Below are 19,514 nucleotides of genomic sequence, written 5' to 3' on the forward strand. Positions count from 1 at the left end.
TTAGGCTGGGTAGTAGTCCGCGCTACTGCCTAGCCTAACGACCTAAAATTTCTCTTCCCCTCTCCTCACTACTTCGACGCCACATCAAGATACCTTACGGCCCATCCTTCAGTGCCATCCCTCAAGTCGCATCGTAGCTCGTACCAATCTCTGCTCTTCATCCTCGATATCTCGAAGATTGTCTCGAATACCATTAATGTGGTCGCGCGCAGCTCGCTGAGCCTGTTCGGGAAGTTGCTCCATCACCGCGTGATAAAGCCGCGAATGCTGCCTATCAATCTGACGCTTTTGGGCAGGACGACAGTAGAGATTGTTGACGGACGCGAAGACCGTACTCAGGGTTAGCTCGCTTAAGCCTTGTAGCGTGTGAACAAGGACGGGGTTGTGAGAGGCTTCACTTATTGATCGATGGAAAGCGTGATCGAGCCTAGCCTGCTCCTTAGCATCATGATGCTGAGGATCTGAATGCGCGGAGAGCATTTCTTCGTAACGCTTATGGATCAGCAACCGATCGACATCGGTGGCCCTTAGCGCAGCGAGCCTTGCTGACTCACCTTCGAGCAGTGCTCTCACCTCGAGCAAATCGTAGAGGGTTCTACGCTGAGAGCTAAAGAGATACATCATTGGCTGCGTTGCTTCGGTATTCGAAAGATCGGCCACGTACGAGCCACGTCCATGCTCAGTGTCGATGATTCCCCTGCCACGGAGAACCCGGAGTCCTTCGCGAAGCGCTGAACGTGAGCAGCCCATCTTGGTCATCAGACGTCGCTCAGAGGGTAGCGCTTGGCCAACCTTGATCACCCCATCAACGATCAACCGTTCAATGCGTTCGGCTACCTGGTCAGCGACTTGGGTTTTTTCTTGTTTGCCCGAGTGCGAATTTTCCATCAAGACTCCTGAGGACTGGTACGACCAGCCGTGAATTGCAGGACGACGCGGCTCATTTTATCCCCCGCGTGACCTGAGCCATAGGAACTTCGTTGTCAAGGCCCTAAAAACTGGTCGTACCAGAGCGCTTGGTCGTCGACATGATGGAAGCACCCGCTCAGTGTTGGATTCGCCCCTAGCTCCTGCCAGACGCAACCCATTTGAGACAGGGGCAAAGCACACAAGAATAAAAGCCTAACGCGAGAGCGCGATGAACATTCTCCATGATGAGCGTGTCGATGGTGCATTGCCCAACGTCGACAAAGACCACGTGTTAAATCAACTATCAACAGCGATACCTGATCTTGAAATTCTGTTTTCGCCAGAAGAGCTCAGACCTTACGAATGCGACGGCCTGTCAGCCTATCGCGTCATGCCCCTGCTGGTCGTAATCCCCACCAGAATCGATCAGGTGCAAACCATCCTGAGAACCTGCTTTGAGCTCCGTGTCCCTGTAGTGGCTCGCGGAGCCGGAACAGGACTGTCGGGCGGCGCCTTGCCGCACGAGCGAGGCATTCTTCTCGTGATGGCAAGATTCAACCAGATCATTGAGGTGAATCCGCATGGTCGGTTTGCCAAGGTTCAGCCAGGTGTTCGCAACCTAGCTATCTCCCAAGCTGCGGCACCTTTTGACCTGTACTACGCGCCAGACCCCTCTTCACAAATTGCGTGCTCCATCGGCGGGAACGTGGCTGAAAACGCGGGCGGTGTGCATTGCCTGAAATATGGGCTGACCGTTAACAACATCCTGAAGGTCAACATCCTCACTATCGAGGGAGAGGCACTTACGCTGGGTAGCGATGCGCTAGATAGCCCTGGTCTTGACCTGCTAGCTCTCTTCACAGGGTCGGAAGGAATGCTCGGCGTAATCACGGAAGTGACGGTCAAGCTGCTTCCGAAACCCCAGGTCGCACGAGTGCTGCTTGCAAGCTTCGACTCAGTAAAAAAAGCAGGGGCAGCAGTCGCTGACATCATCGCCGCCGGCATCATTCCCGGTGGACTGGAGATGATGGACAACCTCTCTATCCGGGCCAGCGAGGACTTCATCCATGCTGGCTATCCAGTTGAAGCGGCAGCCATGCTGCTGTGCGAGTTGGACGGCGTTGAAGCAGATGTTCAGGAAGATTGCGACCGAGTCAAAACCATTCTGGAATTAGCCGGCGCAACCGAAGTCCGGATCGCTCGCGATGAAGCAGAACGTACTCGTTTCTGGGCTGGTAGGAAGAATGCCTTCCCTGCCGTGGGCAGGATCTCTCCTGACTACTACTGCATGGATGGAACCATTCCACGTCGACAGCTTCCTCGTGTTCTCAATGGAATCGAGGAGCTTTCCAATGAATACGGCTTGCGGGTAGCGAACGTATTCCACGCGGGCGACGGAAATATGCACCCCCTGATCCTCTTCGATGCCAACCAAGAAGGCGAACTGGGACGCGCTGAAGCGCTCGGAGGAAAAATCCTTGAGCTGTGTGTTGAAGTGGGTGGGAGCATCACAGGCGAGCACGGCGTAGGGCGAGAAAAAATCAACCAAATGTGCGCTCAGTTCAACGGTGACGAGATCACCCTGATGCATGCAGTGAAAAACGCCTTTGACCAACACAATTTGCTCAACCCAGGAAAGAACATTCCAACGCTGAATCGATGTGCTGAGTTCGGCTCAATGCATATCCACCACGGCAATCTGCCCTTTCCTGAGCTGGAGCGCTTCTGATGCAATACGATCACGACAACAGCGCTGATCTCCTCGAACAGGTCAATTACGCCCTCAACGAAGACATCCCCCTTCGCATCCAAGGCAGCAACAGCAAGCACATGCTTGGAGGCCACGTCTCTGGCGAAGTGCTGGACACGCGCATTCATCGCGGCATTGTCAATTACGATCCAACCGAGCTTGTAATCACCGCTCGTGCCGGTACGTCGCTGTGGGAGATCGAAGCTGCATTGGATCATGCCGGTCAGATGCTTCCCTTCGAGCCGCCACATTTCGGGCCAGATGCAACCGTCGGCGGGATGGTTGCCTCCGGGCTGTCTGGCCCACGCCGTCCTTGGGCGGGAGCAGTGAGGGACTATGTACTCGGTGTCCAAGTGATCATCGGGAACGGCAAGCTACTACGCTTCGGCGGTGAGGTGATGAAGAACGTTGCAGGTTACGACCTCTCACGCCTGATGGCGGGAAGTTTTGGCACCCTCGGCGTCATCACTGAAGTCTCCCTAAAAGTGCTGCCTAAACCTCGTGCTTCTGCGAGCTTGTCCCTCAATATGGATCCCGCTCAGGCTCTAGCCAACCTTGCTCGCTGGGGGCAGCAGCCAATTCCTATCAGCGCCGCATGTCATGACGGCTCGCTGCTCCACTTGCGTATCGAGGGCGGGGATGGTTCTGTCAAATCTGCGTTGAGCATTCTCGGAGGTGAACCTCTCGATAACGGCTTCTGGAGAGATTTGCGCGAACACGAGACAGACTTTTTCAAAAGCTCGGAACCTTTGTGGCGCCTTTCGCTGCCAAGCGATGTCTCCCCGTACATTCTTCCAGGGAAGCAGATCCTGGACTGGGGAGGATCCCAACGATGGCTGAAAACGAATGAAAGCGCCGATGCAATCCGTGAGGTTGTGGAGCATCTAGGGGGGCACGCGACGCTCTATGCCCAAGGTGACTCATCACTGCACCCGATCTTCAAGGCGCTGATGAAATACCAGAAAAACCTAAAGAATCAGTTCGACCCTCAGAACATTTTTAACCCTGGCCGCGTCGGTTCGGAGGCGTAGGACATCACATGCAGACCGTACTTAGTCAAGAAGCCAAAAATCTGCCAAGAGCAGAAGAAGCTGAAAAAATCCTCCGTTCCTGTGTGCACTGCGGCTTTTGCACAGCAACATGCCCAACCTACCAGTTATTAGGTGACGAGCTCGATGGGCCGCGAGGCCGCATCTATCTCATCAAACAGGTACTTGAAGGCAACGAAGTAACTGCTAAAACTCAGAAACACCTAGATCGATGCCTGTCATGCCGAAACTGTGAAACAACCTGCCCTTCAGGTGTGCAATATCATAACCTCCTGGATATCGGTCGTAGCGTTGTCGAGGCAGAAGTGCCAAGACCACTCCTCGAGAGGGCATTACGTGCTGGCATCCGAACAGTCATTCCACGCCGTGCACTGTTCAAGACCTTATGCTCAACAGGGATGGTTCTCAGGCCGTTACTACCAAAAAGCTTGAAACGTAAATTGCCATCCTTGCCCACCGCACCGAAGCCAAGACCTCGTGTACATCACGATCGCAAGGTCTTGATGCTAGAAGGTTGTGTTCAACCAACCTTATCACCGAACACGAATGCGGCTGCCGCCAGAGTGCTTGATAGACTAGGCATTTCGGTGATAAATGCACCAGAAGCCGGATGCTGCGGGGCAGTTGATTACCACCTGAACGCACAAGCCAGGGGTTTGGAGCGAGCCAAAAGAAACATTGATGCATGGTGGCCAGCAATACAGAAAGGGGTCGAGGCAATTGTCCAAACAGCAAGCGGGTGCGGCGCATTCGCTCGTGATTACGGCCATTTGCTGGAAGAAGACGCACTCTATGCAGAAAAAGCACGGGTCGTCAGCTCTCTAGCTAAGGATCTTGCTGAAGTAATTCGAGTTGAGCCAATCGAAAACTTGAAAATTACCGCAAACAAACGCATCGCCTTCCACTGCCCTTGCACCCTTCAACACGCACAAAAGTTAGGGGGGGCGGTCGAAAACATTCTCAGCCGCTTTGGCTTCACAATGACAAATGTTCCAGACGACCACTTGTGCTGCGGCTCAGCAGGCACTTACTCAATTACCCAGCCTGAATTATCAGCCCAATTACGCGACAACAAGCTTAAGGCGTTAGACAGTGGAAATCCAGACCAAATCGTCACGGCCAATATTGGTTGCCAAACCCACTTAAGTGGTGCCAGAAAACGACCAGTAAAGCATTGGATTGAAATAGTAGAAGAAGGACTGCACCCAGCAACCACCGCACAAGAACTTAAACCAGAAGAAATGCTCCCGCCGTTTAGCTAAAAAATTGGCAGGTAATGCAAGCCAGGAGTTCGAAACCCCCATTTGCAGTACTACTCTTGGCTTGCGTCAGAAACTTCGCAAACGAATGATAAAATAAAATTATCAGCCGTGAACACCAATGAGTTTCAGCGCAACGTCTCGCTCCCCTTCAAGAGCCTGCGCCTATATGTTAACTTGCGCCCGAGTCGAGGTCACAGGCACAAAATACACAAAAGCCTTGAACACGCTTATCTTGTTATAGCCAGCTTTGAGCGCTGGGCGCACCGAGCGCCTAAAAAACCGTACTCGTAGAGTTCTGCCTCTACTGTGCGGTTTTGCTCGTTACCTTGTGAGGTGTGTGCTTTGTCGATCTTCAGAAATCAAAAGGCCCTTGTAGAGCTCGCCCTGATTCTTGGCGTGTTTTCGCTATGTACTGGCGAATTTGCGGTAATGGGATTGCTCTCTAACCTGTCCGCCGCCTTTGCTAGGCCAGAAACAACCGTTGCACACCTAATCAGCGCTTACGCGCTGGGCGTAGTCATCGGCGCACCTATTATGGTGTTTGTTGGCGTCTACCTGAAAAAACGGAATCTGATCCTGTTCCTACTCGGGATCTACACCGTTTCTAACGCCCTCAGCCTGCTCGCACCGAACTATGAAACACTTTTGCTCTCACGCCTGATAGCAGGTTTCCCTCACGCGGCATACTTTGGCGTTGCCGCGACGATTGCTGCTTCGATGGCACCGTTTAACAAACGGGGAAAAGCGGTGAGTCGTATTTTGCTTGGCGTCACTGCAGCCATTTTGCTTGGAGCACCTGGGGCTACGTATCTTGGCCAGGCGCTCGGCTGGCGTTGGGTATTTGGCAGCATCACCATATTGAGCGTTCTGAGCCTGATCTTGCTCTACCGCCACGCCCCTAACGTGGAGAATGAAGCTCGGATGGATTTCAAGGCGGAGATCGCATCGTTCAAGAGCACCCAGGTATGGCTGGCTCTGGCTATTGGGGCCATCGGCTTCTCGGGCATGTTCGGGGTCTACAGCTACCTTGCACCAACCGTACTGCATGTCACCGGACTCGGCGAAAACTGGATTGCGCCGATGCTTGCGGTCTTTGGTATCGGAACCATGATCGGCAACCTTTCCGGTGGCTGGCTATATGATAAATACAAATTCCTCGCTGTAAACCAAGTGATGATCTTCAGTGTTGTCGCACTGTTTGCATTCCCTTTGCTATCGAAGTCGATGGCAGGGATCACGTTTGGCGCGCTAATGTTGGGCTGCATGGTGGCACTCACTCCCGCCCTTCAAATGAGGCTCATGGATGTCAGCAAACACGGCCAATCGTTGGTTGCTGCTTCGAACCATGCCGCCCTCAATTTTGCAAACGCGCTTGGCCCATGGATCTGTGGGCTCGCCATCAACGCCGGCTGGGGTTGGACTTCGACAGGCTACGTTGGTGCAGCAATGGCACTTGCAGGATGTCTGATTTACGGGGTCGCCAGGATACTTGAGAAAGGATCAACGATCGTGTCCCGGGAAGTGGTGTAACTGAACCAGCCGAAGGCGCCCTGCGGGCGAAAGAGGATGGTCATCGTGGTTCTTGGCTAACGTTGAGTTTGCGAAGACCAAACACTCACCAGAGAAACCACGATGACCAAGCCCACTATCGCATTGACCGAGTTGGTTGAGAAAGGGGCAGACGCTGATCTGCTCAAGCAAATGATCCAGTTCGTTGCCCAGCGCATGATGGAGTTCGATGTCGAAGGCCTGTGCGGCGCGGGCTTCGATGTCAAAAGCCCAGACCGGACAAATAGCCGTAATGGCTACCGTGATCGCCTTTGGCAAACCCGCGCCGGCGACGTTGACCTGAAGATCCCGAAGCTGCGCCAAGGCAGCTACTTTCCTGGCTTCCTCGAACCCCGACGTACCGCCGAGAAGGCCATGGCGGCGGTGATCCAGGAAGCCTACATCCAAGGCGTTTCAACGCGTTCGGTGGACGAGCTGGTCAAGGCCATGGGCATGACCGGTATCTCCAAAAGCCAGGTTTCACGGCTAGCTGGTGAGATCGATGAGCGCGTTCACGCTTTCCTTGATCGCCCGCTTGAAGGCGACTGGCCCTATCTCTGGATCGATGCCACCTACGTCAAGGTGCGGGAGGCCGGGCGCATCGTCTCGGTCGCCGTAATAATCGCCGTGGCCGTGAACACCGACGGTGGCCGCGAAGTCCTGGGCATGCGGGTTGGGCCGTCAGAGGCTGAGCCGTTCTGGACAGACTTCCTGCGCAGCCTCATGCGACGTGGCTTGCGGGGCGTGAAGCTTGTCATCTCCGACGCCCACGAAGGGCTCAAGGCGGCTGTTTCCAAGGTATTCAACGCGACCTGGCAGCGCTGCCGTGTGCATTTCATGCGCAATGCCATGGCCCACGTCGGCAAAGGTCAGCGCACCATGGTAGCGGCGCTGCTGCGCACGGTCTTCGCCCAGGACAGCCGTGCCGAATGCCATCAGCAATGGCGGTTGGTCGCCGATCAACTGCGCGAAAAGTACCCGAAGATCGCGACGCTCATGGACGGCTGTGAGGATGAAGTGCTGGCTCACATGGCGTTTCCCAAGGCACACCGGCAGCAGTTACACAGCACCAACCCGCTTGAACGGCTCAACGCTGAAATCAAACGCCGCACCGATGTCGTGGGGATTTTCCCCAACGATCCGGCCATCACACGGCTGGTAGGCGCGATGCTGCTGGAGCAGAACGACGAGTGGTGCCTGCAAAGACGTTACATGCAGTTGGAGGCCTTCGAAGCGGTCAGCGATAATCCACAAGCCAAGCTGTCAGCTGTGATCAACTAAACGGCGAACTCAATGGCCAGAGCCATGATGAGTTACACCACTTCCTGGGACACGATCGGATCAACTGAAGCGGGGAAATAACCTGAGGATCGCGAGTCATGATCTGAGGTGCAAGTCGACCAAGGCCGAGATCTCATCGGCCTTGCTGCATCCCAAATCATGATCACCCCCAGGCAGGATATGCAGCTCTGACATAGGTATTAATGAGGCGAGCTTGCGTCCAACTGCCACCGGGCTGTAAGGGTCTTGGTCACCCCAGAGCAGTAAGGCTCGAGCGCGAAGGCGACTAATTTCCTCACTGAGGTCAGATGAGAAACGCGTAAACCAGTCAGGGAAAAAATACTGCCCCGCGAAGTCAGCTCGCCAGTCTCGAGCACTAAAAGCACTTATGTCAAGCCCCCCCGATGTCACTGCTAGTACCAAGTGAGAGACCTGGTCTGGCCGTGCATTGCCGGCTTGTACTGCCACCACACCACCCATGGATTGAGCTATCAGTGCAGTGGGTTTATCGATCAGTGATATAACCCTTTCGACGACATCAGAGAGCCCCTGAATTCCTGGGGGCATCGGGCACGCCTCAAATCCCGGATACCCGACAAAATCTCCTCTCCGGGACACTCCAACGCGTCAGCCAAAGGCTGCCAGAACTCAACTCGCCCCGATGCACCAGGCAAAAAATCAGCTGCTCAATTCGAGGTATTTTCATCTTTCCACCACTCCATGTTGTGGGCCTCCTGCCCACACGCTAGACGCATGGAGCGAACAACAAATATTGAATGCCCTATCGTAGCCTAAAATATCGGATCACATAAAAGAAACCAGGGATTGGAATTTCCGCCCCCTGGCAAAATGTGAGTAAAGCGCAGTGTCTGCCTCACGCATGGCCATAACATCCGTGATCCAGTGCATAAAGCAAATTAAGAGTAAACGAACAAACTCAGAGCGAATGTATCAATTTGAACCGATTATCAAAAACCAAGCAGGCCCTAACCGGACAACCAAGCACTACTTGAAACAACGCTCTCGGCAATCACAACAAATAAAAAAGCATAGCAATCCTCCGCCGACCAATTAACAGAGAGCTTGCCATGCAAAGAGGGTGAACATATAAGCAGAGGCTTACTACACTCCAAGTTGACGATGAAAATCATGCCAACCTCCACCTATCTAATTCTATTTGGGCTTCAATATACCTAACCCCCCAGCAAAACACATTGACGAAAACATGAGGCACTGCGCTCAAACTCAGGACGACAACTCATTATGCGCGCCTTTTGAGTTCCGATCTGTCCCAACATCGGCGAGACTCAAACATATTGAGGGCAAAGGAAATATGATAAACATGGGAATTCCATGCCTTTGACTTACCAGAAGTGAACATCAGCTCTAGGAACCAAGACTTATGTTACGTCAGACCTAGTAATGAAAGTCGCCTCCACGAAGGCGCGATGAGCTAACAACGCGCCTCCTCCAGAGAATCAGCTGACAACGTCGGGAAGCTGCTCGCCGGTCAGGGCACGACGAGCCCGGTCAATTGCGCCATCTTGAAGCGCACCGATCGAGGTAGTGGATCGCCAAGCGATGTGCGGAGTGATGATAAGGTTCGGTGCGCCACGCAGAGGGTTATCTTGTGGCAGCGGTTCTTTCGCAAACACATCCAACGCGGCACCAGCGATCTCACCTGTGCGCAGAGCATGGGCCAAAGCTGCCTCATCAATCAGACCGCCGCGCGACACGTTCACGATCACGGCGTTGTTACGCATACGTTTCAACACATCAGCGTTGATCATGTCGCGCGTGTCAGCATTCAGGGGCAAATGCAGCGAGACAACATCAGACTGTTCAAGAATGTCCTGCAGCGATGCCTGAGGGTAATCGTCGAACTTAGCGAAAGGATCGTAGGCTTTGACTTTTACGCCCAAGGCGGCCCACCATTTGGCAGTCAGGCGCCCGATCCGACCCATACCGACAATACCCACTTCCAGGTTGGCGAACTTTGGGGTGTCGTAAGCAATCGTTCCTGCCCAGCCGTTGTTCTCGATCGAAGCCTGGCCATGTGGCAAGCGGCGAGCCAAAGCTACACCCATTGCCAGCGCATGGGCTGCAACCTCTTCTGAAGAAGCGTCAGGGACGATTGAGACTGGCACACCAACCTTTGCAGCAGCTTTGACATCGATGTTGTCGTACCCGATGCCATATCGAACGACGGCTTTGCAGCGCGTCATCTGTGCGAACTCAGCCTCGGTCACCTTGCCGTAAGGTGTGACCATGACGACTTCAGCGTCCGCCATTCCAGCAGTAAAAGCTTGTTGATCAGCAGCAGCCACAAGCTTCATGCCAAACTCTTCAGCAAGTTTGTGCTCACGCTCAAGATGAGGAAATTGGTGAGGAGCGATCAAAAGAGTGCCGCGGGCAGACATAATATGCACCTGTTATCAGAGGAAAAATAAGGTAAATCTCCCTGAGCCAATTCTCAGGGAGCTGGAAATTTTAATCAGTCGACTCGACGACCAATTCGCTCGTAGATGGGAGAACCACGAACTTTAAGCACAAAAGCAAGGACAATACCCAAACCGATTGCGGCATAGGTCATCGCAACCAGCGACCAAAGAACCGCAGGGGGAGCATCAATCAGAAGCTCAATATTACGAGTGGCTGTTACGAGGACAGCACCAATGCCAATGGCGGCGACCAGGGGAGCAACAAAGGTCTTCCAGAAGCCGCCCGCCTGATCCTTCCTTCGGAAAAAGATCAACACTGCCACAGAGGTCAAGAAAAGCAGCTGGAGCATTCCATAAAACGCAATACCGCCAGCAGCCCCGTAAAGCGCAGTTTCCTTGGTTCCTGTAAGTACCAAAATAAGAATCGCGGCCAGGATCACAGCACCGACAACCACCGCGGATACATACGGCGAACCATGCTTTGAATGCACTGTTGCTAGGGCCCGTGGGAATATTCCGTCTACACTCAAGGAGTGTGTATATCGTGACAAAATATTCTGGAGAGAAAGAGAACCCGCAAACATGCTGGTCAGCAAAAGCACACTCACAATCTGGTTAGCCATCGCGCCAAAATACTTAAGTATCGCATCTGGCATCATGCCAGCGGGGTTAGCTTGAGCATTCGCGACTGCGTTTGAGGCTCCTGCGGAAATGATCAGGGTGTATGAGGAAATTGCATAGAATATACCGAGGAACAAAATAGCGAGATACGTTGCTCGCGGAATGGTATTGACCGGGTCACGCACTTCATCTCTATAGATCGCGGTAGCTTCAAAGCCATTGAACAAGCCTACACAGAACAACAGCAGCAACCCAACTTTTGGTTCAATTAAGCTCGTTGGCGTCCAAGGTACAAAAGTATGCCCTTCGGGGCCACCATTAAACAACACAACCGTGTCAAATATAATGATTGCAATGATTTCTAGCACCAGCAGCCGAGAAAGAATTTTTGCTGAGAATTCGACATTGAAGTAACTCATGATCCATACGGCCGTGAGCATCAAGATCGACCACACCCACCATGGGGTTCCGCTATCAATGGAGAAGCTTGCAAGAAAATTATTTACTGCCAACCCAGCCAGTACAATAGCTGAAACGATATTGAAGCTATAGGTAATAAGTGCAAGGAACGAGGCGCCCAACCCGATTTTCTTGCCAAGACCTTCTGTGATGTAAGTATAGAATGCACCTGGGCGTGGCACTCGACGCGTCATATTAGTAAAGCCGAGTGCGAATAGCATCATAAGCACGGTAGCGCCGAGAAACGCAATCGGCACGCCAATACCGAAGCTAATATTATACGACAGAAAACCGAACACCACTCCCAATGGGGCGCTGAATGCCAGCACCGTAAAGAGCAAATCAAAAGTGCCCATATTACCCTTGAGCTTGAAATCAGTTTGAGGTGCATCCGTCACCAGTTCAGACAACTCCCCTGTCTGTTGTGAATGGTTCAGCACTGAGCTCATCTTCATTTACCTGTGAGAGTTTTTGTCACTTCGCCTTCAGACGAAGCATTTTTTGGCAGGAAAACTATTCAGGGAGGCCTATCTCGCACGCAGGCCTATGACTTATTATTGTTTCATCCTGAAGGCCTCACGAGAGCGGCATTCTCGCCAGCCTTGAAACTCTCTCGATCGCAACAAAGAGAGAGTGAGCTAGTTTCAGCCCGGGTGGAAGCCCTCCTTTCACCCGGGGTTGTGGTTACTCGCCGAGCAGCGACTCCAGCGCCGCTACGGTTTTACGGCTTTGCTGACGAGCAAACTGCTGGACATACCACTTGCCGAGGGCCTGCCTGCCAGTGGAACCACTCGCTTTCCAGCCACCGAAGGCTTGTGGGCCCGGCCACCAGCCGGTGGTCGCGTGACCAGGAACGTTCACGTTCACACAGCCAGCTTCGATCTCACGCAAGAAGGTGCGTGCTTCTTCGATGTCGCCGGTGTAGATACCAGCAGTCAGGCCCATCGAGGTTGCGTTCGCAGCAGCCAATGCGGACACAAAGTCTGGAACCACGCTGATCGATACCAGCGGCAGGAAGTACTCGGTGACAGCGAGCTCATGATCGACTGGAACGCCCGATATCACCGTAGCGTCAACGAAATAACCATCGAGATTCAGAACGTCACCGCCGTCAACGCGGAAACCACCCTTCCTCGCCTGCGCCACGACGTTCTCGAAACGCTGCACGGCCCGGCGCTCAACAACGGGGCCACCGAAGCTACCCTCTACGACAGGGTCAGCAATCTTCAGCTTCGCGCGACGTTCTGCTACCAACTCAACCAGTCGGTCGTAGGCTTTCGGAGTAGCGATTACGCGAGACAAAGCACTGCACTTCTGACCTACCAGATCGAACGCTGAGAACACGATACCGTCAGCCGCCATTTCAAGGTCTGCAGTGTCAGTCACGATGACCGGGTTCTTACCCCCCATCTCAGCAATGACAGGACGCGGGTAAGCACCGTTGCTGAACTGACGAATGATTTCCTGACCAACCGACACCGAACCAGTGAAGGACATGCCATCAACGTTGCTCGCTACCAACGCGCGACCAGGCTCATCTGCACCATGGATGATGTTTACCAGCCCGACAGGAAGATCCATCGCTGCGCACATTTCGTAGACAGCATGGCAAGACCAAGGGCCATGGTGACTGGATTTGATCACCATGCCATTGCCGGCAATGATCGCAGCAATCGTTGGGCCTGCAGCTTGCACGATGGGATAGTTGAACGGAGTGATGAAACCGAACACACCATAGGGGCGAAGCATCGATGCGTTAACCAGACCGGATGGATCTTCCTCGCGCTCATCCTCGAAAGCGCCTGGCTGGCTCGCGTACTGAACGTAGTACTTGAGCATTTCCAGGACTTCCAAGGGCTCTGCACGTGCACCGGACTGCGTCTTGCCGATTTCAACTGCTACTCGGACAGTCCAGTCGTCAACCTTGCTTTTAACGTAGTCGTAGGCCTTGGCTACACGAGCAAGACGTTCGTGCAAAGGAACTTTGACCCATTCGCGCTGAGCTTCACGGCTCTTTTGAACAGCGAGGTTTACAAGATCGGCTGGAGCATCGTGGCAACCAGACACGATGATCGAAGGCTGGGCTGGATCTTCCCGCTGAATGAGATCGCCATGGTAGTACTCTTTACCAGCAATCACGTGCGGCACGATTACCGGCCGGCGTTGACGTTGAGCCAATACGGCTTCAGCAAAATCTTTATGGTTAGCAGTAGACATCATATTCCTCGTACCAGTCAGGTGACACTCGGTCGAGTGCTCGCTTCGTGGACTAGGCTAACCTCGGACACTTATTGCAACTGTGCCAACCTGATACACGCCCTCAAGTCCTTGTTATTGCTTAGGCATTTCAGCTCAACCCTCTCTAGCACGCAGAAAAAGAAGCGCCCTTCCTCGCTCCCAGCATCTAACTAGAAAGTGATGCCACGCCCTCTCCTCTCTTGTCCCAAGTCGGCACAGTTTGCCCTCCAATCCCAGGGATAGGCTAAGCCCACGATGTCGACCCAACAGGTCATTCTTCCCGGAGACAGGCGCAACATGGCGATCGAAAACAAAAGCGACCAAGCTCGCAAAGTGAATGAGGATCCAAACATCCGTCGGGGTGCGAAGGGCCTTCCTCTCCTTCCTGGTGGCTTTGGCCGATCCACCTACTACACTGGCGCTCCCACGCCTTACGCCGTGCGCGGCGAAGGCTACAAGGTATGGGATGACCGGGGTCGTGAGTTGATCGACGCCAACAATAACTTCACCACCTTGATCCACGGTAATGCACACCCGCAGCTGGTTGAAGCGGCCACCCGTGCGATCAAATCCGGTAGTTGCTGGGGCATTCCGAACACCCACGAATGGGATCACGCGGAGCTGCTGCTCGCCCGCCTGCCTGGCCTTGATCAAGTACGCTACAGCAACTCTGGTACCGAAGCAGTCATGACCGCTGTGCGTGTTGCTCGTGGCGCCACTGGGCGTGACGGCGTGATCATGATGAAGAATGGCTACCACGGGTCTTCCGACCTGGCGCTCAGCACCGGTGGCCCACAATACCGTCGCGGTATTCCTGAAGGCGTTACCAAAGATGTAACCCTCATCGATTTGAACGATCTGGTGGCCCTTGAGGAAGCTGTATCCTCGAAACCTAGCTACTACGCAGCCATCATCATTGATGTCCTGCCGAACCGCGCAGGCCTGATCCCCGCTGAGCAGCAGTTCGTTCGCGGTGCTCGCGACCTTGCGACGCGTTATGGCATCGCTCTGATCATCGACGAAGTCATCAGCTTCCGCTTGGGTTACAACGGTGCATGCGCCGAGTATGGCGTGGTTCCAGACCTGCTAACCACCGGTAAATTGATTGGTGGTGGCTTCCCGGTTGGTGCGTTCGCTGGCCGCGAAGAACTGATGCGCCACCTTGACCCCCTGGGGCCGAACCCGTTGCCTCAGGCAGGCACCTTCTCGGGTAACCCGGTCAGCATGGCAGCAGGTGCGGAATCTCTGCGCCTACTCACTCCTGAAGTCATCAGCACAATGAACAACTTGGGCAACAACGCTCGCTTATCGATTGCTGAGCGCGTTGCATCCGTCGGCTGGGAAGTACGAGGAAAAGGTTCGCTTCTGCGTCCATTCCCAAAAGCCGCCGGCGCATACACCACCGAGATGCAACACAAACTTTGGTGGGCCGCATATGAGCGAGGCGTATTGCTCTCCCCGGCCAACTTGGTAGCCCTTTCGTCGCCAATGACGACGCAGGTTGTAGCTGATATGGCCGAACGACTGACCGACGCAATTATCGCCGTCGCCAGCGTCGATTAATAACATTCGTACACCCCGGCCTTTCACTGGGCTGAATACGGCGGGGTGCAATTTCACTGCATCGCCAAGTTGCATTGCAACCCGCCGCTTTTAAATCACAAATACAACTTTGTTGGAGGTTCTAATGGATATCGGTATGTTTTTGGTGCCATTCCGTCTGCCACAAACCAGCCTGAAAGATGGCTATGACTGGGATATGCAAGTTATCCGCTGGGCTGATGAATTTGGTCTTTCGGAAGTTTGGGTCGCAGAACACAGCACCATGCGTTGGGAGCCTGTGTGCAGCCCTGAGCTCTATCTGGCCGCCGCACTCGCCCAAACCAAGCAGATCAAGCTGTGCACCGGCGCTAACGTCCCGGCGCACCACAACCCGGTCGCTCTGGCTCACCGCCTGATGCAGCTCGATCACATGTGCCAAGGCCGCCTGATCGTTGGCCTGGGTGCCGGCGCCTATCCGTCCGACCATAAAATTCACGGGAACTCCAATCCACCTGAAAAGATGGCTGAAGCCGTGGACATCATGCGTAAGATTTGGGAAACCAAGGGCCCCTTCAAGTACGAAGGCAAGTACTGGCAGTTTGAAATCCCTGAGTACGACCCAGTACAACAGGGCCCGTTCTTCGAACCGTTCCAACAGCCTGGCCCACCCCTGGCCATGGCGGGTCTCAGCCCAGCATCCCGCACCCTCACTGAGGCCGGTCGCAACGGCTACCTGCCAATGAGCTTCAACGTGGGTCGTGAATACCTGGCCGGTCACTGGTACCGCTACATGCAGGGCGCCGAAGCCGCAGGCCATCAGGCCGACCGCAACCAATGGCGCGTAGCGCACAACATTCTGGTTGCCGACACCGATGAAGAAGCAATCGATCTGGCCGTCAATGGCGCCATGGGCCAAACCTACCGCGAGTGGCTGCTGCCAGGCTACGAGCGAGGCGGCTTCCTGCCAGTGATGGTGCCTGAGCTGGGCAAAGTCACCGCTGCTGATATCGACATCGAGTACCTTGCTCGTGAGAAGTGGCTGGTCGGCTCCCCTGACACCGTGATCAAGAAGCTGCAACGCGATCTCGACGCATCGGGCGGCTTCGGCACTCTGATCCACTTCGCGTTTGACTACCTGGATCAACGTGAACAGTACCGCCGTCACTTCGAACTGCTGGGTACTGAAGTCATCCCACGCATCAAAGGTCTTAAGCACAAGACCGAGACCTTGGCTGAGCTCAAGCGCCCTGCCGACGTTAAAGACTAAGCACTAAGGCTAACCGGATGATTGGGATCGATCATCCGGAAAGGCTTTATCCGTGGCTAAACCATCTCGCGGGCGCTGCGTTGAAACCGATACCGATCCAGACCAGCACTCTCGAGAACGTGGACGTGTGATTTAGGCCACCACCGCAATCTATTCGATAGGCAGAACAATGAAACTCGTCAGCTACGAAAATCAAGGCAAGCTCCAGCCTGGTCTCCTCATCAACGATCAGGTATTTGATACCGCCAAACTGCTTTCTGCCATTGGCGAGAAAGACGTCACCGATCTGACCAACCGCAAGCTTCTGGAAAGCTGGCAGGGCAAACTTGCGAACCTTGAAGACTCGCTGATCAGCGCTGCGAAAGCTCGTCCTGATACCTCGGTTGGCACCCTTGCGCAGGTGCGCCTGGGCCCACCGCTGCATGATTCCCACAAAGTACTGTGCGTCGGCCTCAACTACCGTGATCACGTTGCAGAAACTGGTCGTAAACTGCCGACCGCACCCGACATCTTCTGCAAGTTCAACACCTCGCTCATTGGCCCTGCAGACGACATTGCCTGCTCGAAGCTGACCCCTAACCTGGACTTCGAAGGCGAACTGGCTATCGTCATTGGCAAATCATGCCGCAACGTGTCGGCTGAGGATGCCCTGAACTACGTCGCTGGCCTGACCGTTTTCAACGACACCTCCGCTCGTGACCTGCAACTGCGAGGTACTCAGTGGACGCCAGGTAAAGCCATCGATGGCTCAACCCCATGCGGCCCAGCCTTGGTGACTCTGAACGAAATCAGCAACCCGCAGAATCTGGACATTCAGACTCGCGTCAATGGCAACGTGATGCAGTCGTCGAACACCAGCTATCAGATCTTCACCATCGCTGATGTCGTAGCCTTCGTCTCGACATTCCTTGAGCTATCCCCTGGCGACATCATCGCCACCGGCACTCCAGAAGGCATCGGCAGCAAGCGCACGCCTCCGGTTTGGCTGCAACCTGGTGATGTGGTCGAGATCGAGATCAGTGAAGTTGGCAAACTGCGCAACGTCGTTCGCTAACTCACTTACGCTCGATGAGAGCCCAAGCTTAAGCTTGGGCTTTTTGCTTTGAAAGCGGAAAAGTTGACAGGTGTAGATAGCAAAAATTTGGAGGCATATGCCCCCAAACTTTTTCAACTCGCGCTGGCCATTGTTCACCCGTACAGCCACGCCGCTCATTTTTTGAGGTAGCTATACACACTGCGCGCGATGTTAGAAAAGTGCGAACTTTTCTCTAACAACTCCATAAAGAACGTCTGATCAAAGGGCTCCTCAGGATAGAGTGCCACCCGTGGATCCTCGTACTCACGTACGTACCCTACACTGGCCCCACCCATTTCATATCCAATCAAACGCTGTAAGTCTGCAGGGAATGTCTTTGCCACCTCCAGTGGAATGGAGAGATATTGGTTTTCCTCCTGCCGCACCCAGCCCACACAATAATCGATATTGAGTGCACGACGGCTGGCTCGCGACTTGTTCTCACCGCCACCATGAATCGTTTTGCCCGTATACACCAAAACAGATCCTTTTTTCATTTCTGCTGCAAGGGTGTCGGCCTGGGTGAAACCAAGAGGAAGCAAATTGTGTTTGTGACTACCAGGAATAACACGGGTGGCGCCGTTTTCTTCCGTGAAATCATCCAAAGCCCAGATGGTGCTAACTTCAATATGGAAATTCACCGGAAAGTGATCGTACCAATCCCAAGCGCCTTCGTCTCTATGAAGGAATTGGGCTTTTTGCCCAGGGTCAATGCAAATCACCTGCGTCAGATTCAACTGCACTGCTGAAGCGTTCCTACCTAGGAATTGCCTTGTCGCCCCGAGCACGGTTGGATGCATCACCATGGCGTGAGACGCCCAGGCGCGGGCAGGCACAGCGCCGCAACGGCGAGTGAGCGTGCCAACCGCATTGTTCTCGCCTTCCGGGGTGCGCTCCAGATAGGGCTGAATTTGGTCATTTACAGCATCAATAACCTCATCACTAACTGCATTATCAATGATGCAGTATCCATCTGAGTCAAGGCATGCAATGACCTCTTCGATGGAACAGTTGCTTGGGAGATGGATCAAGGACATATACCCTCCAAAAAAAACCAAAGACACTGACTTTCACATTGAAAGCTCTCAGGCACGCTATCGAATTATGAAACCAGGCACATCAACCTTAAGGATGAGCACTTAACAATCGCTTCGAAAACAGTGGCATGCATTGTGCTAAGGGCTTGGAGAGTGCTTGACTGCTCACTCAGCAGCTTGATCTGCACCATAAAATGGCGAGAGTAAAAACCACGCTATATTTTTGTTCACCGAAACACGAGGCGTTATTATGTATACCACAGAGTTAAGCAGCAAATGTCATGACTATGCGAGGAACACTACCGCCTTCCTGAAAAACACGACCGGTTGTTCGGCAGTGGTGTTCACCTGGTATCAAGGCGACTCAAGCCAGCCACCGCATTTCCAACTGGGTGCAGATGAGCGCATGATTACCGAGTATTATGATACCTACTACGAAGCCGACCCGCTCCGCGCCGACCGCCTTATTCAGAGCGAGACTTATTACGAGACGCTGTCTAATGCGAGAGAGAGACATGATGAGAACTTACTAGAGAGATACTACCCCTTTCTTCGAAAATACAAAATCCAGGAGGAACTCGACTTGTTGTTTTGTGCGGGCGGAACTCCGGTTGCGTCAGCTGCATTACTTATGCAAGACGAAAAAACTGAAAGTCTACGAAATGGTGACCTACAGGAAGCGCACAGATACCTGCAGTATACTTTCTCAATACTGCCAGCGGTTAGGCTAATTGAGCTCAACACCGAATTGGAAAGCCGTTACAAACTTACCCCAAAAGAGCGTGCAGTCGCTGAACTCTTACTCGCAGGCGAGTCAAACAAGTCCATTGCGGCGCTACTGGGTATGGAGCTACCAACGACCAAAACCCATGTGCTACACATTTTCGAAAAACTTCAAGTAGAAAGCAGGGCAAAAGTGATATCCCTTTTGGCCGGCATCCGCTAGATGCTACGCGCCCAAACGCCCCTTGATGAGCCCTAGCAGGAGCCTTTACCCCAGACCCCTCTAATACCTTTGGTTGATGCCAACCGGTG

15 protein-coding genes are annotated in these 19,514 nt (G+C 53.7%); 9 read left to right on the forward strand and 6 right to left on the reverse strand.

Translation table 11 applies throughout. The annotated features are described in order from the left end of the window. Positions 1-108: 108 nt before the first annotated feature. Entirely contained in the window at positions 109-888 is a 780-nt protein-coding gene (gene glcC / locus NGJ21_RS25700; protein WP_251962879.1) for a transcriptional regulator GlcC, read from the reverse strand. A 250-nt stretch (positions 889-1,138) separates the two neighbouring features. On the opposite strand from glcC, the gene glcD reads away from it, so the two are divergent. The 5 genes from glcD (at position 1,139) to NGJ21_RS25725 (ending at position 7,799) form a co-directional block, all read left to right on the forward strand. Further along, entirely contained in the window at positions 1,139-2,638 is a 1,500-nt protein-coding gene (gene glcD / locus NGJ21_RS25705; protein ID WP_119688855.1) for a glycolate oxidase subunit GlcD, read from the forward strand. Further along, positions 2,638-3,690, forward strand: a complete 1,053-nt coding sequence (gene glcE / locus NGJ21_RS25710) for a glycolate oxidase subunit GlcE (protein ID WP_119688854.1) — start codon at positions 2,638-2,640, stop codon at positions 3,688-3,690. The genes glcD and glcE overlap by 1 nt, the downstream gene beginning before the upstream one ends. A gap of 8 nt (positions 3,691-3,698) precedes the next feature. Beyond that, positions 3,699-4,970 carry a glycolate oxidase subunit GlcF gene (glcF, locus tag NGJ21_RS25715; RefSeq protein WP_119688853.1) on the forward strand — a complete coding sequence of 424 codons (1,272 nt, stop codon included), beginning with the start codon at positions 3,699-3,701 and terminating at the stop codon, positions 4,968-4,970. 342 nt (positions 4,971-5,312) lie between these two features. Then, positions 5,313-6,500, forward strand: a complete 1,188-nt coding sequence (locus NGJ21_RS25720) for an MFS transporter (protein WP_251962880.1) — start codon at positions 5,313-5,315, stop codon at positions 6,498-6,500. 102 nt (positions 6,501-6,602) lie between these two features. Further along, positions 6,603-7,799 (forward strand): IS256 family transposase, encoded by a 1,197-nt coding sequence (locus NGJ21_RS25725; RefSeq protein WP_016391483.1) that lies wholly within the window; start codon positions 6,603-6,605, stop codon positions 7,797-7,799. Positions 7,800-7,895: 96 nt separating this feature from the next. Here the strand turns inward: NGJ21_RS25725 and NGJ21_RS25975 are convergent, their stop codons facing one another. The 4 genes from NGJ21_RS25975 to NGJ21_RS25740 form a co-directional block, all read right to left on the reverse strand. Continuing rightward, a complete protein-coding gene (locus tag NGJ21_RS25975; RefSeq protein WP_353506422.1) occupies positions 7,896-8,366 on the reverse strand; it encodes an alpha/beta fold hydrolase in 471 nt (156 codons plus the stop codon). A gap of 911 nt (positions 8,367-9,277) precedes the next feature. Beyond that, complete coding sequence (locus NGJ21_RS25730; protein ID WP_251962881.1) at positions 9,278-10,219, reverse strand: C-terminal binding protein; 942 nt, start codon at positions 10,217-10,219, stop codon at positions 9,278-9,280. Positions 10,220-10,293: 74 nt separating this feature from the next. Next, positions 10,294-11,769 carry an APC family permease gene (locus NGJ21_RS25735; RefSeq protein WP_182445288.1) on the reverse strand — a complete coding sequence of 492 codons (1,476 nt, stop codon included), beginning with the start codon at positions 11,767-11,769 and terminating at the stop codon, positions 10,294-10,296. Positions 11,770-12,004: 235 nt separating this feature from the next. Further along, positions 12,005-13,537, reverse strand: coding sequence for an aldehyde dehydrogenase family protein (locus tag NGJ21_RS25740; protein WP_182445286.1), 1,533 nt, complete (start codon positions 13,535-13,537; stop codon positions 12,005-12,007). Positions 13,538-13,855: 318 nt separating this feature from the next. On the opposite strand from NGJ21_RS25740, the gene NGJ21_RS25745 reads away from it, so the two are divergent. The 3 genes from NGJ21_RS25745 (at position 13,856) to NGJ21_RS25755 (ending at position 17,421) form a co-directional block, all read left to right on the forward strand. Further along, positions 13,856-15,121: an aspartate aminotransferase family protein gene (locus tag NGJ21_RS25745; RefSeq protein WP_119688849.1), complete on the forward strand. Its 1,266-nt coding sequence runs from the start codon at positions 13,856-13,858 to the stop codon at positions 15,119-15,121. A gap of 124 nt (positions 15,122-15,245) precedes the next feature. Then, the gene (locus NGJ21_RS25750) at positions 15,246-16,367 is read left to right on the forward strand and encodes an LLM class flavin-dependent oxidoreductase (RefSeq protein ID WP_119688848.1); all 1,122 of its coding nucleotides are present in this window, start codon (positions 15,246-15,248) and stop codon (positions 16,365-16,367) included. A 169-nt stretch (positions 16,368-16,536) separates the two neighbouring features. After that, positions 16,537-17,421 (forward strand): fumarylacetoacetate hydrolase family protein, encoded by an 885-nt coding sequence (locus tag NGJ21_RS25755; RefSeq protein ID WP_251962882.1) that lies wholly within the window; start codon positions 16,537-16,539, stop codon positions 17,419-17,421. Positions 17,422-17,576: 155 nt separating this feature from the next. Here the strand turns inward: NGJ21_RS25755 and NGJ21_RS25760 are convergent, their stop codons facing one another. Beyond that, entirely contained in the window at positions 17,577-18,479 is a 903-nt protein-coding gene (locus NGJ21_RS25760) for a phytanoyl-CoA dioxygenase family protein (protein WP_251962883.1), read from the reverse strand. Between the two features lie 250 nt (positions 18,480-18,729). Here NGJ21_RS25760 and NGJ21_RS25765 point away from each other — a divergent pair, with 250 nt between their 5' ends. Continuing rightward, on the forward strand, positions 18,730-19,425 hold the full coding sequence (locus NGJ21_RS25765) for a helix-turn-helix transcriptional regulator (protein WP_119688845.1): 696 nt from the start codon (positions 18,730-18,732) through the stop codon (positions 19,423-19,425). The last annotated feature ends 89 nt before the right edge of the window (positions 19,426-19,514 follow it).

Origin of the sequence: Pseudomonas sp. Marseille-Q5299, from assembly GCF_943737035.1 — a bacterium.
GTDB classification, from domain to species: domain Bacteria; phylum Pseudomonadota; class Gammaproteobacteria; order Pseudomonadales; family Pseudomonadaceae; genus Aquipseudomonas; species Aquipseudomonas putida_E.

Bases quoted from the DNA above. Each gene is read 5' to 3' on its own strand.
- glcC (WP_251962879.1), bottom strand. From the start codon at position 888: ATGGAAAATTCGCACTCGGGCAAACAAGAAAAAACCCAAGTCGCTGAC.
- glcD (WP_119688855.1), top strand. From the start codon at position 1,139: ATGAACATTCTCCATGATGAGCGTGTCGATGGTGCATTGCCCAACGTC.
- glcE (WP_119688854.1), top strand. From the start codon at position 2,638: ATGCAATACGATCACGACAACAGCGCTGATCTCCTCGAACAGGTCAAT.
- glcF (WP_119688853.1), top strand. From the start codon at position 3,699: ATGCAGACCGTACTTAGTCAAGAAGCCAAAAATCTGCCAAGAGCAGAA.
- NGJ21_RS25725 (WP_016391483.1), top strand. From the start codon at position 6,603: ATGACCAAGCCCACTATCGCATTGACCGAGTTGGTTGAGAAAGGGGCA.
- NGJ21_RS25975 (WP_353506422.1), bottom strand. From the start codon at position 8,366: ATGCCCCCAGGAATTCAGGGGCTCTCTGATGTCGTCGAAAGGGTTATA.
- NGJ21_RS25730 (WP_251962881.1), bottom strand. From the start codon at position 10,219: ATGTCTGCCCGCGGCACTCTTTTGATCGCTCCTCACCAATTTCCTCAT.
- NGJ21_RS25735 (WP_182445288.1), bottom strand. From the start codon at position 11,769: ATGAGCTCAGTGCTGAACCATTCACAACAGACAGGGGAGTTGTCTGAA.
- NGJ21_RS25740 (WP_182445286.1), bottom strand. From the start codon at position 13,537: ATGTCTACTGCTAACCATAAAGATTTTGCTGAAGCCGTATTGGCTCAA.
- NGJ21_RS25745 (WP_119688849.1), top strand. From the start codon at position 13,856: ATGGCGATCGAAAACAAAAGCGACCAAGCTCGCAAAGTGAATGAGGAT.
- NGJ21_RS25750 (WP_119688848.1), top strand. From the start codon at position 15,246: ATGGATATCGGTATGTTTTTGGTGCCATTCCGTCTGCCACAAACCAGC.
- NGJ21_RS25755 (WP_251962882.1), top strand. From the start codon at position 16,537: ATGAAACTCGTCAGCTACGAAAATCAAGGCAAGCTCCAGCCTGGTCTC.
- NGJ21_RS25760 (WP_251962883.1), bottom strand. From the start codon at position 18,479: ATGTCCTTGATCCATCTCCCAAGCAACTGTTCCATCGAAGAGGTCATT.
- NGJ21_RS25765 (WP_119688845.1), top strand. From the start codon at position 18,730: ATGTATACCACAGAGTTAAGCAGCAAATGTCATGACTATGCGAGGAAC.